Origin of the sequence: Bacteroides sp. 3_1_13 (assembly GCF_001185845.1) — a bacterium.
In the GTDB taxonomy this organism is placed as follows: Bacteria; Bacteroidota; Bacteroidia; order Bacteroidales; family Bacteroidaceae; genus Bacteroides; species Bacteroides xylanisolvens.
Genome location: NZ_KQ236956.1, coordinates 2,342,779 through 2,358,815, shown reverse-complemented (window position 1 = coordinate 2,358,815; position 16,037 = coordinate 2,342,779). Strand labels below are relative to the sequence as shown.

Genomic DNA, 16,037 nt, shown 5'->3' with positions numbered 1-16,037 from the left:
TTTTCTATTTCCCTTCTTCTCTGTCCACTTTGAGCAATCCTCCCGTATTCGGATCAAAATAAACTTTGATGGTAGAATTCTTGTTGAACAAAACCGGAGCCAGATATTCTATCACACCGAATTGGGTAATAGGAAGCTCACCTTCGTAAAGTTTCTTTTTACCGTCAGTCAGTGTAACCATAGCTTGTCCGGGTACGTTGTAGGCGATTCCATCCAAATCTTTCTTCTTCTTATCGTCTTCCTGTGGTATCTTGACCGATTTCAGGTCTTTCAGACTGATATAAAACGGAGTTCCTGCCAAATCATTGTTGGCAACTACACCTAACTTCTTCGAGAAGCGGAAGGCAACTTCATTGTTGAATTCCTTGTCAGGGGTAAGGCGGACAGTGAATGTTCTCTCTTCTTTGTTGCAGGTGCCGGAGAACATTTGCGTCATGGCTTCTTCCTGTGCATTCAGATTGTCGAGCATAATTTTAAGCTGTGCCCCATCTGAAGGCATATTATCAGCTTGTCCGCGCAATAAGGCATTTTTGCTTTCGCGGATGTTATAGATTTCTTTAGCCACCAGCTCGGCCATCTTGGCGGTAGAACTAGCCATCAGAATCTCTTCGGTCAGGAATTCGCGAGGATTCGCTTTCTTTTGGAGGACTGCGGGGGCGGGAGCAACTTTTTTGCTTACACTGCTGTTGCTGTAAGGAACATTGATCGTTTTCACAATGCCATCCTCTGTCAGTTCCATAAGCGGTGCTACTGTCTTATCCTTCAATTTTACGAAATACGTAGTTTCGCTGTTGGGCACACCTACGGATTTCACTTTTACGCTAGCTAGTTCCCAATACTCTTCAGGGTCGGCGGAGACGTTGGTCAGTCGCAGGTAACGATCAGCATATTTGCTGAATTCTCCCGGAGTATAGTTGACTTTGTTGGCTTTTATTTCAAGTTCTATTTGGGTTTTGGGAAGACTGTAAACCACTCCATAGTCTTTTCCTCGGGTAACCCCCGTCAGTACTTCGGTTTGTGCATAGGCGGACGTTGTCATAAGTAGTCCTGCTGCTATAATCAACTTTTTCATATTCGGTTCTTTTTAACTGGTTTTGAAAACAAAGTTAATGAAGTTATTGAAAAAAGGGTAACTTCTTAACTTTTATTCGCTTACAAGTCGCCATGCTGTCGGCAGACAGGTGATAATATCGCTTGCGATCATTCCGATCATTCCTTGCTTCTTTTGAGCGACATCGCCCGCCAGTCCGTGAATGTAAGTGCCGATTTTAGCGGCTTCCTCGGTGGGGTAACCTTGTGCGAGCAGCGCCAGGATTACTCCGGTCAGTACGTCACCGCTACCTCCGGTTGCCATTCCCGGATTTCCGGTTGGGTTGAAGAAACATTTACCTTCGGGGGTGATGATGGCGGAGTAGGCTCCTTTTAAAATAATGTGAACATGGGCGGCACGGGCCAGTTCGCAAGCCTTCATCAGACGTTCGTAAGAGTCCTGGCATTTGCCGGTCAGACGTTCCAGTTCTTTCGGATGCGGGGTGAGGATGGAACCCTTCGGCAGGTGGGTAAGGGCATGGCGGTGGTTGGCAAGGATATTAAGTGCGTCGGCATCCACCACAACAGGAGTCTGGCAGTGTTCCAGTTGTTCCAACAAGGCAGCTTCCGTTTCCTCGTTTCGTCCCAGTCCCGGGCCGATGCCGACTGCTTGATAGTCGTCCGTGTCGGTAGGTACGGCAAAACAGGTTTCGTTGATGTCGGTTTCTACGATTGCTTCGGGTATGGAGGTTTGCAAGATGTCGTTGTTGCACATTGGCGCATGGACAGTCAGCAACCCTACTCCCGAACGGAGGCAGGCGCGGGCAGCGAGAACAGAGGCTCCTGCCATTCCTTTTGAACCGGCAATCAATAGTGCATGACCGAAGTTCCCCTTGTGGGCAAACTGTTTGCGTGGCTTGATGAGTGACCGGATTTGCTCTATTTCCAACATTTCGTAGTTCGTTTCCATCTCTTCAATGCCGTCTTCGCTCAATTGGATGTCCAACAATTCCCATTCTCCGACAAATTCCGTGTTCTCTGCGAAAAGAAAGGCGAGCTTCGGCAGTTGCAGACTGAAAGTTACGTCGGCACGGATAATATTAGCTTTTACGTTGAATGTATTTTCTTCTCCCATCAGTCCGGAAGGAATGTCGATGGCTACTACCATGGCAGGGGAGGAATTGATGTATTTCACTACGGCAGCGAATCCGCCGCTCAACGGTTTGTTCAGGCCTGAACCGAATAATCCGTCGATTACCAGGTGATCGGGCGTTAGGACGGGAGGTACGAATTGGGTACTGATTTCGTGGAATTTTACTTCTTCCATCATTTCTACCAGTTCTTTATTGGTCTGGCAGTCGGGTGAAAGTTCTCCTTTCGTGTTGAAGAGAAATACCTCGATTTTATATCCTTTTTCAGCCATCATGCGGGCTACGGCGAGAGCGTCTCCGCCATTATTCCCCGGTCCGGCAAAGATAGTGACCGGCGTTTCCGTATTCCATCTGTCTGTGATGGCTTTTGTTAATACGGTTGCTGCACGTTCCATCAGATCGATTGATGTAATAGGTTCGTTCTCAATGGTATAAGCGTCCAATTTCTTGATACTGCTGCTTGGAAATATTTTCATTGCGATGTTCTTTTAGTTTTCGGATTACAAATGTACATGATTCTTCTGACTTTTCCCGTTTGTTGTGGGAAGAAAACTTGTTAATCATAAGGAGATGACTTGTTGGGGGCAGGGAAATGAATCAAACTCGTGGTGGTTTGATTTATTAAAAATAATCATTTTGTACCTTTCACAAGTTTCACGGACACGTAAGTTGTAGTGTGACAGATGTTTGTTGTGATTTAAGGTTCTCTTTTTAATTCTTCACATCTTTCACACTGTTCACACCCTTAAGAAAGAAGCCCGGTCAAAGCAAAAGCTTAGGTGTTTCTTCAATATGGCAAGACATAGGAGAACGAATATGATTGAAGACCGGATTGAAATAGTTGGCATGATATTAGCCAACTGTAGTTGGCTACTTAGATGACTACTGTCGGCTACATGGTCAACTGCAGTTGACTAAATAGCTGACTTCAGTTGTCTATTAATAACTCAACTTCAAAATTGTCGTATAGTGCCGACATTAGGCAGTATTAAGCTATATACCTCATGTGTGGTTACGGTTTCCTTCATCTCCATACCTTCTTAAACAAATTTTTAATGCGGTTCCCCTGATTAAGCCTTTGATTATTTGCCGTTTCCGATAAAAATGTTATCTTTGGAGATAGGTAATGTGCATCACATTAATTTCCTGTGCTCACAATGAATTAGAATCTAAATAACGGATTGTTTAATCTTCTAAAGTTTGCATGATGGAAAAGACAAAAATTGGCTTGAATGCCGGGAAAGTATGGCGCATCTTAAATGAAAAAGGTGAACTTTCAATGTTCGATTTGTGCCGTGAATTAAGTTTGACGTTTGAAGACGTAGCTCTTGCTATTGGTTGGCTGGCCCGAGAAGACAAGATCTTTTTGAGGAAAAGAGAAGGAATGCTTTTTGCCAGTATCGAAAATGTCGAATTTACTTTTGGCTAAGGTGGTAGCTAACCTACATTTAAGATGGATCTCCACTTTATTATTTACACTGCTAAAAAAGTAATGAAGTGGATCAGTAGGATTTTTTATGCTCGTTTTTACTATTCCCCCCTATTATTCTGTTTGATAAGAGAAGCATCTAATCTACTTTTTCTGTACCTTTGCACCCCATAAACTACTAAACACATAAATTCATGAGTGCATTGAAAGGGCATCCGAAAGGCCTTTATTTGATTTTCGCGACAAGCACGGCAGAACGTTTCAGTTATTACGGTATGCGTGCGATCTTTATTCTTTTCCTGACGCAGGCATTATTGTTTGACAAAGAAGCGGCAGCATCCATCTACGGCAGCTATACCGGACTAGTTTATTTAACCCCGTTGATTGGCGGATACATTGCCGATAAATATTGGGGAATCCGTCGTTCCGTGTTTTGGGGAGCGGTGATGATGGCAGTCGGACAATTCCTGATGTTTATGAGTGCTTCCACTTTAGATAATACGAACCTTGCCCACTGGATGATGTATGGCGGACTAGGCTTCCTGATCTTGGGCAATGGTTGCTTCAAACCCACTGTCTCTTCTCTGGTAGGTCAGCTCTACGAACCCGGAGACAGGCGGTTGGATGCTGCATACACCATTTTTTATATGGGAGTGAATGTAGGCTCTTTTGCTGCTCCTTTGATTTGTGGTTATCTGGGTGATACCGGTGATCCGCATGACTTTAAATGGGGATTTCTTGCAGCCGGAATCATGACACTGTTCACCGTTGTTCTTTTCGAGACTCAAAAGAATAAATATCTTTTTTCTCCTTCCGGAGAACCGATTGGTATTATCCCCGATGCTAAACGTGAAAAGAAAGAAGACAAGGCCGACCATATCTCACACCCGAAGATGGACAAACGTACCAAAGTACGTAATACCCTTGTAATCACAATTCTTACCATTGCTTTAATAGCCTTCTTTAACTATGCATTTGAAGGCGATTGGGTGAGTATCGGCATTTTTACCGCCTGCATTGTTTTCCCTGTTCTGATCCTGTTAGACGGTTCATTGACAAAAATAGAACGCAGCCGTATTTTCGTTATCTATATAGTAGCCTTCTTTGTCATCTTCTTCTGGGCAGCCTACGAACAGGCGGGAGCTTCTTTAACTCTCTTTGCGTCCGAACAGACGAATCGTGACATTTTCGGTTGGGAAATGCCGGCTTCATGGTTTCAATCCTTCAATCCACTGTTTGTAGTTGTCCTGGCATATATCATGCCGGGTGTATGGGGTTTCCTGAACAAGCGAAAGATGGAACCTGCTTCTCCTACCAAACAAGCGATTGGTCTGTTACTCCTTTCTTTAGGTTATCTTTTCATCTGTTTCGGAGTGAAAGATGCAGTTCCCGGAGTGAAAGTGAGCATGATTTGGCTGACAGGACTTTACTTTATTCATACCATGGGTGAAATAGCTTTGTCGCCTATCGGACTTTCAATGGTAAATAAATTGAGTCCGCTGCGTTTCGCCTCCTTGATGATGGGAATCTGGTATCTGTCTACTGCCACAGCTAATAAATTTGCGGGAATGTTGAGCGGACTCTATCCGGAAGCCGGAAAAGTGAAGTCAATCTTTGGTTATCAGATTGCTACCATGTATGATTTCTTTATGGTATTCGTCGTGATGTCCGGTGTTGCTTCGTTGATTCTGTTCCTTCTCTCGAAGAAATTACAGAAGATGATGCACGGGGTAGAATAAAAAATCGTATTTTTGCAAGGTTATTTTTAAATTACCGGTTATGGATACCATTCAGATAAAAGACAAATTGTTTACCGTTTCCATTAAGGAACAAGAAATTCAGAAAGAAGTGATTCGCGTAGCGAACGAAATTAACCGCGATTTGGCAGGTAAGAATCCGCTTTTCCTTAGTGTGTTGAACGGTTCGTTCATGTTTACCGCTGATTTACTGAAGCACATCACCATCCCTTGTGAAATCTCATTTGTGAAGTTGGCGTCTTATCAGGGCATCACTTCCACCGGAGTGATTAAAGAGGTAATCGGCCTGAATGAAGACATTGCCGGACGTACCATTGTAATCGTAGAAGATATTGTAGACACAGGACTGACGATGCAGCGACTGCTCGAAACATTAGGTACACGCAATCCCGAAGCTATCCATATCGCTTCTCTGTTGGTGAAACCTGAAAAGCTCAAGGTAAACCTCAACATTGAATATGTAGCGATGGAAATTCCGAACGACTTTATCGTAGGTTACGGGTTGGATTATGATGGTTTCGGACGTAATTATCCCGATATTTATACAGTAGTAGATTAATATTAAATAGGTACCAGTTTAAATGGTAAATAGTAAATCGTTAAATTGTAAATAACAAAATGTTGAACATCGTAATTTTCGGTGCTCCGGGTTCAGGAAAAGGAACACAGAGCGAACGTATCGTAGAAAAGTATGGAATCAATCACATCTCGACAGGAGATGTATTGCGTGCTGAAATCAAGAATGGCACAGAACTGGGTAAAACAGCTAAAGGTTACATCGACCAAGGTCAATTGATTCCTGATGAATTAATGATTGATATTCTGGCAAGCGTATTCGACAGCTTCAAAGATAGCAAAGGTGTAATTTTCGACGGTTTCCCAAGAACAATTGCACAAGCAGAAGCATTAAAGAAAATGTTGGCAGAAAGAGGACAGGACGTTTCTGTAATGGTTGACTTGGATGTTCCGGAAGAAGAACTGATGGTACGTCTTATTAAACGTGGCAAGGATTCCGGTCGTGCTGATGATAACGAAGAGACAATCAAGAAACGTCTGCATGTATATCATTCACAGACTGCTCCACTGATCGACTGGTACAAGAACGAAAAGAAATACCAACACATCAACGGCTTGGGTACTATGGAAGGTATCTTCGCTGAAATCTGCGAAGCAGTAGATAAATTGTAATAATACAATATTATAAATAAATAAGTCAGTAGCCGGAGTGTTCTAATTAACTGCTCTAACTACTGACTACTTTAACTCTTTAAAAAAATATGGCTGAATCGAATTTTGTTGATTACGTAAAGATATACTGTCGCTCGGGTAAGGGCGGAAGAGGCTCTACGCACATGAGGCGCGAGAAATATTGTCCTAACGGAGGTCCCGACGGGGGCGATGGTGGAAGAGGAGGTCATATCATCTTGCGCGGTAACCGTAATTACTGGACATTGCTGCACTTGAAGTATGACCGTCATGCAATGGCCGGTCATGGTGAATCGGGGAGCAAAGGACGTAGCTTCGGAAAAGACGGTGCGGATAAAATAATAGAAGTGCCCTGCGGAACGGTAGTTTATAATGCCGAGACAGGGGAGTATCTTTGTGACGTAACAGAAGACGGACAGGAAGTGGTCTTGCTCAAAGGCGGCCGCGGCGGTCAGGGTAACTGGCATTTCAAGACGGCCACCCGTCAGGCTCCGCGTTTTGCGCAGCCGGGAGAGCCGATGCAGGAAATGACCGTTATCATGGAGCTGAAACTGCTTGCCGATGTCGGTCTGGTAGGTTTCCCGAATGCGGGAAAGTCAACTTTGCTTTCTTCCATTTCGGCTGCCAAACCGAAAATTGCCGATTACCCGTTTACTACGCTCGAACCCAACTTGGGCATCGTTTCCTATCACGGTGGAAAATCCTTTGTGATGGCGGACATACCAGGTATTATCGAAGGTGCTAGTCAGGGAAAAGGTTTGGGACTGCGTTTCTTGCGTCATATCGAGCGTAATTCATTACTGCTGTTTATGGTTCCGGCAGACAGCGACGACATTCGTAAAGAATACGAAGTCTTGCTGAACGAACTGCGTACCTTCAATCCTGAAATGTTGGACAAGCAACGTGTGTTGGCTGTCACCAAAAGTGATATGCTCGATCAGGAGTTGATGGACGAGATTGAACCTACATTGCCGGAAGGCATTCCACATGTATTCATATCTTCTGTTTCCGGTTTGGGTATCTCGGTGTTGAAAGACATCCTTTGGGAAGAACTGAACAAGGAAAGCAATAAGATAGAGGACATCGTTCACCGTCCGAAAGACGTGACCCGTCTGCAACAGGAACTCAAAGACATGGGCGAAGATGAAGACATCGTTTATGAATATGAGGAAGATGTCGACGATGACGATGATATCGATTATGAATACGAAGAAGAAGATTGGGAAGAAAAATGATTTCACTTACAAAACATAACGAGTTGAAGGGGTATAAGTCACTGGAGGCATATCCCGAAGTAGCTCATTTTGTAACTACGCGTCACGAAGGTATAAGCACCGGAGCTTACGGCTCTTTCAACTGTTCGCCTTATACCAACGACTCATGTATGAACGTCAATCGCAATCAGAGCTGGTTGTTTCAGTGCATGAATCATCAGATAAAAGAATTATTTATTCCTGAACAGAGTCATGGTTGTGCCAGTCTGATTATCAATGAATCATTTTTTAAAGAATCATTGGAAATGAGACGGCTACTTCTGCGAGGAATGGATGCCTTGATAACTAATGTGCCGGGATATTGCGTTTGTGTCACGACGGCGGATTGTGTTCCTGTATTGCTGTACGACAAAAAACAACACGTTGTGGCTGCCGTTCATGCTGGATGGAAAGGAACGGTGAAGCATATTGTCAGTCATGTGATGGATCACTTGAATAAGATGTTCGGGACGCAAGGTGAAGATGTGATAGCTTGCATCGGGCCGAGCATTTCGCTCGAATCATTTGAAGTAGGTGATGAGGTGTATGATGCTTTTGAAGAAAGCGGCTTCGATATGTCTCTTATTTCTATGAAGAAGAAGGAGACAGGCAAATATCATATTGATTTGTGGGAAGCCAACCGGATTGAATTACTGAATCTCGGAGTGCCTGCAGAACAGATAGAAGTGGCCGGAATCTGTACCTATATTCATCATGATGAATTCTTCTCCGCGCGTAGACTGGGAATAGATTCCGGTCGTACATTGTCGGGAATAATGATTAGAAAGTAATAATTGGTGTCCGTTATTGCAGGACGCTGATGATTGGTTTATGATAAGTTATGTTTGAAATAAAAGTATCTAAAGAAATAAAAGACGCATGTCCGGTTTTTGCCGGAGCCGCTGTGTATGCTGTTGTGAAAAATACAGCTTACAGCGAAGGGCTTTGGCAGGAAATCGACGCTTTTACCAAGCAACTGACTTCCACAACACAGATGGAAGACATCAAACATCAACCCGTTATCTTTGCTACCCGTGAGGCTTATAAACGTTGTGGCAAAGACCCCGGACGTTACCGCCCGTCAGCCGAAGCTCTACGCCGCCGCCTGATGCGTGGAATTCCTTTATATCAGATTGATACGTTGGTAGACCTTATCAACCTTGTGTCTCTTCGTACGGGACATTCGATCGGTGGTTTTGACGCGGACAAAATACAAGGTACGCATCTTGAACTCGGTATCGGCAAAGCAGGAGAACCGTTTGAAGGTATCGGACGCGGGGTATTGAATATCGAAGGATTACCTGTATATCGTGATTCTTTCGGCGGAATCGGAACCCCGACAAGCGACCATGAACGTACGAAGATGGACCTCGAAACTACTCATATCCTAGCCATAGTCAACGGTTATAACGGAAAAGAAGGTTTGCAAGAAGCTGTTGAAATGATACAGACCTTATTAAGAAACTATACAGAATCGGATGGAGGCGAAATCGTATTCTTCGAATAATTAGAATGAGTGCTCTAAGAAAAAAGACATGAAAAACATACTTATCTTACTGACAGTTTTATTATTGCCACTGACTGCCGCCGGGCAGGATAAATCCTCCTTCTCTGCCCGCGAAATGGCTGATGTACGGGTAGCTACTCCCGGATTATTTGCTAAAAGCAATCATATCTATCTGCATTTGGATTCTCTGAAAGATCACGAATATGCTTTCCCATTACCCGGAGGAAAAGTAATCTCTGCCTATGGAACTCGCGGAGGACATTCAGGAACAGACATTAAGACCTGTGCAAAAGATACGATTCGTGCTGCTTTTGATGGAGTGGTGCGTATGTCGAAACCCTATTATGCCTATGGAAATATCGTTGTAATCCGCCACGCTAACGGATTGGAAACACTTTATAGCCACAATTTCAAGAATCTGGTTAAAACTGGTGATGTCGTAAAAGCCGGACAACCTATCGGGCTGACAGGACGTACCGGTCGTGCCACTACCGAACATGTACACTTCGAAACCCGTATTAACGGGCAACATTTTAATCCGAATCTCATTTTTGACTTAAAAGAGAGAACATTGCGGAAAGAATGTATCAAGTGTACCAAGAACGGGAGTAAAATCGTTGTGAAGACTCAAATTCCTGACAATCGGATTGCTCAAAATAAAAAGTAAAGGGCTATCAGTAGTTGATGAATAGCCGGGAGATTATGACAAATTATGGCACAAATTTTATACAGACCGGCTTGTCTACTTTAATATCCTGCTGTACATCTGTTAATAGTCCTGTATCTGCATCTCTTTCATAAACTTGTATCACATTGCTATCTCTGCAAGCAACCAACAAGTATTTGCCATTAGGCGTGATGATGAAATTGCGTGGATGAATCCCTGTCAGTTGGTAGCCTGCTTTTGACAACATTCCGTTATCCGGGTGGATATTGAATATGGCAATACCATCTGCTTTCAAACGATTGCTGGCATACAGGAATTTTCCATCCGGGCTGATATGAATATCGGCGCTTCCTTGTGCGTTTACCGTATCGGCAGCGATTGTCTGGATCTCTTTTAAATCTCCGTCTTTGTATTCAAAAGCGATTACTGTGCCCGATAACTCATTAATCAGATAGGCGTAATGACCGTTTGGCGAGAAAGTCAGATGGCGGGGACCAGAACCGGCTTTCATTTTAAAGGCAGCAGGCGATCCTTCTTTCAGAAATGCTTCTTTATTCTCTGCATTTGCAGCTGGGTTAATGATAAACTTATGTATTTGATCTGTACCCAAGTCATCGGCAAACAAGTATTTACCATCCGGAGTGATACGGACACAATGCAGATGCGGTTTCTCTTGTCGTTCCTTGTCTACTCCCGTACCTTTGAATTGTATAATATCGGAAGCGGGTAGGAGCGAGCCATCTTTTGCGATAGGGAAAACAGAGATGCTGCCACCGCTGTAGTTGGCGGTTATCACATTATTTCCACTGGCGATGATATAACAGGGATCTTCACCTCCCGTTTGCTGTGAATTTAATAGTTGCAAAGTACCTTTTTCTTTATTGAAGGCAAATGCATTGGCGGCAGCTTGTGTATTGTTGAATTCACTGACTGCATAGACGAATTTTCCGTCGGCAGATGGAACAAGATAAGAAGGATTTTCAATTTCCGTTTCACTTAAGGGAGTGGCAGTCCCGTTTTCTTCGTTGAAGCGGTAACTATATATCCCTTTACTGGTTCCTGATGTGTAAGTACCCACCAACATGGTTAGTTCGTTTTTCGTTGTATCGGTTGTTTCCATAGGAGTCTTTTTTTTAGAAGTACAGCCACTGATACTGATTCCGAATATGCAAACAGCGGCAAATGCTTTGAATATATATGTTTTAGATAGATATGTCTTAATCATAAGTAGCTTATTATTGGTTGATTTTTCATGATGCTTTTTCACCTTAAATATAAAATAGCTCCGTAAAGATAGTGCTTTGATATAATATTTGCTAACGTCTTCTCGTAAATTAGAAAACATTTCCTATCTTTGCACTCTTGGAAAGCGTTCTAAACAATCGCTATTCTGTACGAATAAAAATTTGGGGTTGACTGGATTTGACAGCGGGCAGAAATGGTAGGTAAGCATGCAGTGGGTCGGTAATTTCCACTTAAATATCAGTTATCAAAATTTTATCTGGCGAAACTAATTACGCTCTTGCTGCTTAATCGAATCACAGTAGATTAGCTTAATCCAGGCACTAGGTGCCAGGACGAGACATCACTCGGAAGCTGTTGCTCCGAAGCATTCCGGTTCAGTGGTGCAGTTACATCGGGGATAGTCAAAGGCGGCCTCGCACTTTTGATGAAACTTTAGAGGATAAGGCAGGAATTGATGGCTTTGGTTCTGTTCCTGCACGAAAATTTAGGCAAAGATAAGCATGTAGAAAGCTTATGATTTCCTCGTTTGGACCGGGGTTCGATCCCCCGCAGCTCCACTTTAAATGCTGATTTTTAGTGTTTTATGAGATTTGCACCCCGCTTTACATCCTAATAATGTAAAGCGGGGTGTTTTTGTTTTATTTAATATTTCTATTTTCTGTGATATTCATCTGTTCGTCAATGCTCGGGTCGAATCGGTCGTTGTATAGGTGGCAGACGGCTTAAATGTCAAGACTGTCACAACGGGACTGATCGGATTACTTTTCGTCTTTCTTGTTATCGAGTAGCTGTGATAATTCTTCCTCCACTTCCTCGATACTTGGCAAGGCGGATTTCAGATTTTCGGGAATGGCTTTGCTTAGCTGGTAGTCGCTTACTCCTATGGGCTGTGCATAGCCCGTTAGGGCATATTGTGCCACTACTTCATCTTTACCTTTGCAGAGCAACAATCCTATTGTCTTGTTGTCGTTTTCACCTCTCAACTGGTCGTCTACGATGTTGATGTAGAAATTCAATTGCCCTGCATATTCTGGCTTGAATGGAGTAGCCTTTAATTCTACGACTATATAGGAGTGAAGTTTTATGGAGTATAGGATAAGGTCTGCATAAAAATCGCTGTCCCCGACTTGGAAATGTTTCTGTTTGGCTACAAAGGCGAAGCCGTTCCCCATTTCCAATAGATACCTTGTGACGTGTTCTACAAGCTGTTTTTCAATATCCCTTTCATCTGCCAGTTCTTTTGTACCTGCTACATCGAATATATACGGGTCTTTCAGCAAATAGTTGGCTAAGTCACTTTGAGGGGTGGGCAAGGTCTTTGTGAAATTGTTGACTTTCTGTGTTTCTATCTGCCGTTTGAACAGATTAGTCTCAATCTGTATCTTTAATACGTTGCTGCTCCATCCGTTTTCAACGGACTGTTTCATGTACCAATATTTGTTTCCTAAGGGTAATGAGCTATCCAATAGTATCACATGACTGGTCCAGTTTATTTTTGAAATGGGGGAACAAACAAAATCCTTTTCAATATCATCAATGGATGTTTGCAGCATTGCGGAGATTGTCTTGTCTATCTTTTGAATTTGCGCAAGAGGCTCTTGCGTAAATTCTTTTGATTGAAATATATTTGTCTGAAATTGCGCAAGAGGTTCTTGCGTAATTGGTAAACAGTTCAGTTCATCAGTCAAGGATAGCATATTGGGGATTGTTGGCGTTCTCAACACCTTGTCACAAGAAAGCATTCTTTGTAATATCTCTAGTGGGTATGTTCGGGCAAACTGACACATATAGGTAAGGCTTCTCGCTGAATATCCTTTCTTTTCGGGATAGTGCATCTTGATAGCCTTTGAAATCTGACTTATGGCTTTTGGATAGCCTCTTTTTATTATGGAGTCATAAATGAAGCACTCCCACTTCGCGAACCATTTATTTTTATATCCGTATCAGGCAATAATCTTTTAATACGCTCTATTTCCTCTTTAGTAATCTTTCCATATAAACTCAACGATCCGATTTTTATTTTTGATATTTCGTCCGGTATATCAATTGTATCGATAAATTGGATATCCAACCTTTTTATTTCTTTGAGCTCCAACAGTACAGCCGGAAATTCTTTTACTCTGATATTGATGCCGCTTCCCCAGCCATCCTTTTGAGCATCAGCACTTAATTTACTTTTTAATCCTTCCTTGTTAACATCTTTCTTCCTGACCATCCAACCAATTTGCGGTCGCAGAGCAAAAGTCTTGCTGTTTTGTTCTAACCCGATGAAACCTGCCCAAAATTCTAATGGAGTTTCTTTGACAGCGTCGCCATATACTTCCTGATACTTTACATCTACCTTCACTATCTCATCAGGGAGACAATTTTTGCCTTCAAGCTGTTTCAGATAATTTCTTTTCCCTTCCTTATCATAAGGGAAAAACTTCACGATCCATCCATCGATAATGTTTGGGGCTCCGTATCGTTTCTGTGAATGATATTTAAACATGTTGCGCCAAAAGTCCTTATTAACTTCTCCTTTGGATGCTTTGACAAATTCTTCCAAAAGAGGTTCCAGTTCTGAAATCCACCAATCGAGTTTGTATTCTTTCAAGCCTTTGGCTTTGTGCAGTAGTTTTTCCCAGTCCTCCGGTGTTCCTTCGAGAGTTATTTCAGGTATTCCACAGACAATGCGTATGATTATAAACTCAAAGTAAGGTTTTACAGCTTCCATGATTGTTATTTCGGAAGCAACTTTCTCTAAAGAGGTAGTCGTTGAAAAATTGCAGGTGAGCAGTTCGGTCAGATGCTTACCGGCGTATTGGGATATTTGTTCTGTAAATTGCGGAAAGATTTTCTCCCATGAAAGAGTAGGGTCCTCCAATTTTTTGTCTTCTCTGACAATTAAGGATAGTTTGCCGGAGAAATCAACAAGCTCATTTCTCATAGATTCCTGATTGGCATTGATATGGCGTGCAAATCCCTGGCTGATTAATAGCCAAATCATGTCCGGGGACAATACGAATGGCCTGTGATCCGCATAAGCCTGATACATACCATTGAAAAAAGAATTAGGGCCAAAAGAAACGAGACTGTCGGGAGATTCGCTCTTTGCAATGATATGATAAGGAACCTTGATATTCTTCTCTTTTATCTCATAAGGCTCTATGTCCATATCTGATAATATAAGACTTTCGTAAATTTCATTCGGGGAGTGTAGATGAAGTAATTCTTCAGGCTTTGAAAGCTTTTCGACCTTAAAAGTGATTCCATTTTGAGCGAATGTGGAAACACTGCAAAATATGAATAAGCAAAATAATGTGTTTTTCATAATCTTAAAGAGTTGTATGGTGGCACAAACTTATTAACTACCTCTATATTTTGAATAGACGATATGCAAATATAATATAATAAGAACTGTCTTTGACAAGATATTGAATGTTTTTTTGACTTATATCTATAAAAATCATAAGCATATTATTTCTTGAACCGATAAGCAGGATTTATTCAGGAATTTATAGTAAGTTTGCTCTGCTAATCCTAAACAATGACGCAGAGAAAGATTATACATATCGACATGGATGCCTTCTATGCCTCTGTAGAGCAGCGTGATAATCCAGAACTTCGTGGCAAGCCTTTAGCGGTAGGTCATGCTGAAGAGAGGGGAGTTGTGGCTGCTGCCAGTTATGAAGCCCGGCGTTACGGTGTCCGTTCCGCCATGGCTTCGCAAAAGGCGAAACGTCTTTGTCCCCAACTCATTTTTGTACCTGGCAGGATGGATGTTTATAAATCCGTTTCCCGTCAGATACATGAGATTTTCCACGAATATACGGATATCATCGAACCTCTGTCTCTGGATGAAGCTTTCTTGGATGTCACTGAAAATAAGAAAGATATTTCCCTGGCTGTGGATATAGCAAAGGAAATAAAGCAGAAGATTCGGGAGCAGCTCAACCTTGTTGCGTCTGCCGGAGTTTCTTATAATAAGTTTCTGGCTAAAATAGCTTCGGACTATCGCAAACCGGATGGCTTATGTACCATTCATCCGGAACAGGCCCTTGATTTTATCGCCCGTCTTCCTATCGAATCTTTTTGGGGAGTGGGTCCGGTGACTGCAAAGAAGATGCATTTACTTGGCATCCACAATGGACTTCAACTACGGAAATGCTCTCTTGAAATGCTGACAGCCCATTTCGGGAAAGCCGGCGCACTGTATTATGAGTGCTCACGAGGAATTGACGAACGCCCTGTCGAAGCAATTCGTATCCGTAAATCCATTGGCTGCGAACGTACATTGGAACGTGATATTTCAGCCCGTTCATCGGTCATTATCGAACTATACCATGTAGCAGTAGAGCTGATTGAACGTCTTCAGCGAAAAGACTTCAAAGGTAACACGCTTACCCTGAAAATCAAGTTTCATGATTTTAGCCAGATAACCCGAAGCCTTACTCAATCGCAGGAACTCACCACCTTAGACCGGGTACTCCCACTTGCAAAAGAATTGCTTAAAAGTGTCGAATTTGAGCAACATCCAATCCGGCTCATCGGTCTTTCCGTCTCCAATCCAAAAGAGGAAGCCGATGAACAACACGGTGTTTGGGAACAGTTGAGTTTTGAATTTAGCGATTGGGATTGAAGGCGAAGAGGAAGAAATAGAGGAATGAAGAGGAAAGAATAGGGGATGAAAAAGAAGAGAATTAAAGAATGAAAAAAGAAAGAGGATAGAATATCCAAACAGATACTTTGTCTGAAGTAAAACAGATACTCTATTTGAAATAAAATAGAGCCTTTATTTGACCTAAACAGAG

14 protein-coding genes and 1 other RNA gene are annotated in these 16,037 nt (G+C 42.5%); 10 read left to right on the top strand and 5 right to left on the bottom strand.

Features of this window, described 5'->3' with window-relative positions; all coding sequences use genetic code 11:
- Positions 1-4 precede the first annotated feature (4 nt).
- Both HMPREF9009_RS22030 and HMPREF9009_RS22025 read right to left on the bottom strand, forming a co-directional pair.
- Entirely contained in the window at positions 5-1,072 is a 1,068-nt protein-coding gene (locus HMPREF9009_RS22030; RefSeq protein WP_049703273.1) for a DUF4831 family protein, read from the bottom strand.
- 72 nt (positions 1,073-1,144) lie between these two features.
- A complete protein-coding gene (locus HMPREF9009_RS22025; RefSeq protein WP_049703272.1) occupies positions 1,145-2,656 on the bottom strand; it encodes a bifunctional ADP-dependent NAD(P)H-hydrate dehydratase/NAD(P)H-hydrate epimerase in 1,512 nt (503 codons plus the stop codon).
- A 728-nt stretch (positions 2,657-3,384) separates the two neighbouring features.
- On the opposite strand from HMPREF9009_RS22025, the gene HMPREF9009_RS22020 reads away from it, so the two are divergent.
- From HMPREF9009_RS22020 to HMPREF9009_RS21985, 8 genes are all read left to right on the top strand, one after another.
- A complete protein-coding gene (locus tag HMPREF9009_RS22020) occupies positions 3,385-3,609 on the top strand; it encodes a winged helix-turn-helix domain-containing protein (protein ID WP_004301899.1) in 225 nt (74 codons plus the stop codon).
- 194 nt (positions 3,610-3,803) lie between these two features.
- Positions 3,804-5,348 carry a peptide MFS transporter gene (locus HMPREF9009_RS22015; RefSeq protein WP_004325025.1) on the top strand — a complete coding sequence of 515 codons (1,545 nt, stop codon included), beginning with the start codon at positions 3,804-3,806 and terminating at the stop codon, positions 5,346-5,348.
- A gap of 40 nt (positions 5,349-5,388) precedes the next feature.
- A complete protein-coding gene (hpt, locus tag HMPREF9009_RS22010) occupies positions 5,389-5,925 on the top strand; it encodes a hypoxanthine phosphoribosyltransferase (RefSeq protein ID WP_004308350.1) in 537 nt (178 codons plus the stop codon).
- Positions 5,926-5,984: 59 nt separating this feature from the next.
- On the top strand, positions 5,985-6,554 hold the full coding sequence (locus tag HMPREF9009_RS22005; RefSeq protein WP_004301902.1) for an adenylate kinase: 570 nt from the start codon (positions 5,985-5,987) through the stop codon (positions 6,552-6,554).
- A gap of 89 nt (positions 6,555-6,643) precedes the next feature.
- Positions 6,644-7,807 carry a GTPase ObgE gene (gene obgE / locus HMPREF9009_RS22000; RefSeq protein WP_008021004.1) on the top strand — a complete coding sequence of 388 codons (1,164 nt, stop codon included), beginning with the start codon at positions 6,644-6,646 and terminating at the stop codon, positions 7,805-7,807.
- Positions 7,804-8,616: a peptidoglycan editing factor PgeF gene (pgeF, locus tag HMPREF9009_RS21995; RefSeq protein ID WP_049703271.1), complete on the top strand. Its 813-nt coding sequence runs from the start codon at positions 7,804-7,806 to the stop codon at positions 8,614-8,616. Before obgE ends, pgeF begins: the two co-directional genes overlap by 4 nt.
- A gap of 50 nt (positions 8,617-8,666) precedes the next feature.
- Positions 8,667-9,332: a B3/B4 domain-containing protein gene (locus tag HMPREF9009_RS21990; RefSeq protein WP_049703270.1), complete on the top strand. Its 666-nt coding sequence runs from the start codon at positions 8,667-8,669 to the stop codon at positions 9,330-9,332.
- A 28-nt stretch (positions 9,333-9,360) separates the two neighbouring features.
- Positions 9,361-9,999 carry a M23 family metallopeptidase gene (locus HMPREF9009_RS21985; RefSeq protein ID WP_004301906.1) on the top strand — a complete coding sequence of 213 codons (639 nt, stop codon included), beginning with the start codon at positions 9,361-9,363 and terminating at the stop codon, positions 9,997-9,999.
- A 43-nt stretch (positions 10,000-10,042) separates the two neighbouring features.
- Here the strand turns inward: HMPREF9009_RS21985 and HMPREF9009_RS21980 are convergent, their stop codons facing one another.
- Positions 10,043-11,224: a lactonase family protein gene (locus HMPREF9009_RS21980; RefSeq protein WP_049703269.1), complete on the bottom strand. Its 1,182-nt coding sequence runs from the start codon at positions 11,222-11,224 to the stop codon at positions 10,043-10,045.
- Between the two features lie 183 nt (positions 11,225-11,407).
- Here HMPREF9009_RS21980 and ssrA point away from each other — a divergent pair.
- Positions 11,408-11,804: a transfer-messenger RNA gene (gene ssrA, locus HMPREF9009_RS25490) on the top strand.
- 198 nt (positions 11,805-12,002) lie between these two features.
- On the opposite strand, the gene HMPREF9009_RS21975 is transcribed toward ssrA, so the two are convergent.
- Positions 12,003-13,145, bottom strand: coding sequence for a PDDEXK nuclease domain-containing protein (locus tag HMPREF9009_RS21975; protein ID WP_074726650.1), 1,143 nt, complete (start codon positions 13,143-13,145; stop codon positions 12,003-12,005).
- Positions 13,130-14,557 carry a DUF4419 domain-containing protein gene (locus tag HMPREF9009_RS21970; RefSeq protein WP_049703268.1) on the bottom strand — a complete coding sequence of 476 codons (1,428 nt, stop codon included), beginning with the start codon at positions 14,555-14,557 and terminating at the stop codon, positions 13,130-13,132. Before HMPREF9009_RS21970 ends, HMPREF9009_RS21975 begins: the two co-directional genes overlap by 16 nt.
- A 216-nt stretch (positions 14,558-14,773) precedes the next feature.
- On the opposite strand from HMPREF9009_RS21970, the gene dinB reads away from it, so the two are divergent.
- Complete coding sequence (gene dinB / locus HMPREF9009_RS21965) at positions 14,774-15,865, top strand: DNA polymerase IV (protein WP_004301910.1); 1,092 nt, start codon at positions 14,774-14,776, stop codon at positions 15,863-15,865.
- Positions 15,866-16,037 lie beyond the last annotated feature (172 nt).

Coding starts and splice junctions, on each gene's coding strand:
- HMPREF9009_RS22030 (WP_049703273.1), bottom strand. CDS start 1,072: ATGAAAAAGTTGATTATAGCAGCAGGACTACTTATGACAACGTCCGCC.
- HMPREF9009_RS22025 (WP_049703272.1), bottom strand. CDS start 2,656: ATGAAAATATTTCCAAGCAGCAGTATCAAGAAATTGGACGCTTATACC.
- HMPREF9009_RS22020 (WP_004301899.1), top strand. CDS start 3,385: ATGATGGAAAAGACAAAAATTGGCTTGAATGCCGGGAAAGTATGGCGC.
- HMPREF9009_RS22015 (WP_004325025.1), top strand. CDS start 3,804: ATGAGTGCATTGAAAGGGCATCCGAAAGGCCTTTATTTGATTTTCGCG.
- hpt (WP_004308350.1), top strand. CDS start 5,389: ATGGATACCATTCAGATAAAAGACAAATTGTTTACCGTTTCCATTAAG.
- HMPREF9009_RS22005 (WP_004301902.1), top strand. CDS start 5,985: ATGTTGAACATCGTAATTTTCGGTGCTCCGGGTTCAGGAAAAGGAACA.
- obgE (WP_008021004.1), top strand. CDS start 6,644: ATGGCTGAATCGAATTTTGTTGATTACGTAAAGATATACTGTCGCTCG.
- pgeF (WP_049703271.1), top strand. CDS start 7,804: ATGATTTCACTTACAAAACATAACGAGTTGAAGGGGTATAAGTCACTG.
- HMPREF9009_RS21990 (WP_049703270.1), top strand. CDS start 8,667: ATGTTTGAAATAAAAGTATCTAAAGAAATAAAAGACGCATGTCCGGTT.
- HMPREF9009_RS21985 (WP_004301906.1), top strand. CDS start 9,361: ATGAAAAACATACTTATCTTACTGACAGTTTTATTATTGCCACTGACT.
- HMPREF9009_RS21980 (WP_049703269.1), bottom strand. CDS start 11,224: ATGATTAAGACATATCTATCTAAAACATATATATTCAAAGCATTTGCC.
- HMPREF9009_RS21970 (WP_049703268.1), bottom strand. CDS start 14,557: ATGAAAAACACATTATTTTGCTTATTCATATTTTGCAGTGTTTCCACA.
- dinB (WP_004301910.1), top strand. CDS start 14,774: ATGACGCAGAGAAAGATTATACATATCGACATGGATGCCTTCTATGCC.